We start from the raw sequence: 1,409 nt of genomic DNA on the forward strand, positions 1-1,409 counted from the left end.
CTACAGTTGCATTTTGTGTTGAGTTCTGACTCTATGGATACCCATGATTCAGGATATGATGACCGGTGGTGCGTCTGTTGAAGAGACGCTGGAATTATGGGTGCGTTCGCTTCGATCAGCCAAGGAGCGGATTGCTCCACTGTTTACGCAAAAGCGTGTCGCGGATTCAGCGTGTTCTTTCCTTGATGTTTTAATTGGCAATGATCCACGCAAGACAGGTTGGATGCGGGCAGAAGCCGCAGGAGATCCTGGTCCCTGGCGGCAGCAGGCGCTTTTGGGGCGCGGGCGCTGGGATGCCGATGCCCTTCGTGATGTCGTGAGGGATTATGTGATCGAGCATCTGGGCACTGAAGATGGCGTACTGGTCGTTGATGAGACCGGTTTTCTGAAGAAAGGTCAGGCGTCATGCGGTGTCGGGCGGCAGTATACGGGATCTGCGGGCAAGATCACGAACTGCCAGATTGGGGTGTTTGCCACCTATGTCTCGGCGCGGGGCCATGCCTTTATTGACCGCGCCCTGTATCTCCCGAAAAACTGGACATCGAACCGTGAGCGCCTGCAGCAGACCCACGTTCCCGATGATGTGGTGTTTGCAACCAAACCGGCGTTGGCCTCGATGATGATCGAGCGGAGTATCGAGGCCGGCGTGCCCTTCCGCTGGGTCGCAGCAGACAGCGTGTATGGCGTCGGCGATGTGGAACGCACACTTCGTCGGGCAGGAATAGGATATGTTCTTGGCGTCAAAGGCAATCACTGGTTCGGGTCATGGGCAACAGACCCACTGATTGCAGGAGAAGCAAAAGATATTGCTGCGGCTCTGTCAGAGAATGACTGGCGCCGCCTGTCTGCGGGGCACGGCACAAAGGGTGAGCGACTGTATGACTGGGCATATCTTGCGCTTGCCGATCTGGATGCTGAAGAATTTGACTGCCCTATTGCCGGACCATGGACACGTGGCCTGTTGATCCGTCGGACCATCGTCGATGGAGACCTCGCCTATTTTACGACTTGGTGTCCGAAAGGGACGACTATGCAGGAACTTGTGAACGTTGAAGGAACGCGCTGGAGGATCGAAGAATGTTTCGAAACAGCCAAAAACGAATTCGGTCTTGATCATAACGAAACCCGTTCCTGGCATGGTTGGCATCGGCATGTCTCTCTGGTCATGCTTGCCTACGCCGTCATGGCAAGTGTGCGGTATCAGGCAAACTCACTGAAACCGAAAAAAACACAACGCAGAACACGATCATCCTTGTCCGATGGTCCATACAGGAAATCAGGCGCCTCGTTGTAAAGCTTGCACAACGCCGCCTACCCGTTGCCCATATCCTCAGATGGTCCGTCTTCCGACGAACACATCAGGCCAACGCTATGTGCTCTCACTCACGATACAAAATGCAACTGTAGTG

1 protein-coding gene is annotated in these 1,409 nt (G+C 54.6%); it reads left to right on the forward strand.

Annotation, left to right across the window (positions count from 1 at the left end):
- Positions 1-43: 43 nt before the first annotated feature.
- The gene (locus tag KP699_RS16195; protein WP_215763344.1) at positions 44-1,294 is read left to right on the forward strand and encodes an IS701 family transposase; all 1,251 of its coding nucleotides are present in this window, start codon (positions 44-46) and stop codon (positions 1,292-1,294) included.
- The last annotated feature ends 115 nt before the right edge of the window (positions 1,295-1,409 follow it).

Source organism: Acetobacter sp. P1H12_c (genome assembly GCF_018811975.1).
Classification (GTDB): Bacteria; Pseudomonadota; Alphaproteobacteria; order Acetobacterales; family Acetobacteraceae; genus Acetobacter; species Acetobacter persici.

Bases quoted from the DNA above. Each gene is read 5' to 3' on its own strand.
- KP699_RS16195 (WP_215763344.1), top strand. From the start codon at position 44: ATGATTCAGGATATGATGACCGGTGGTGCGTCTGTTGAAGAGACGCTG.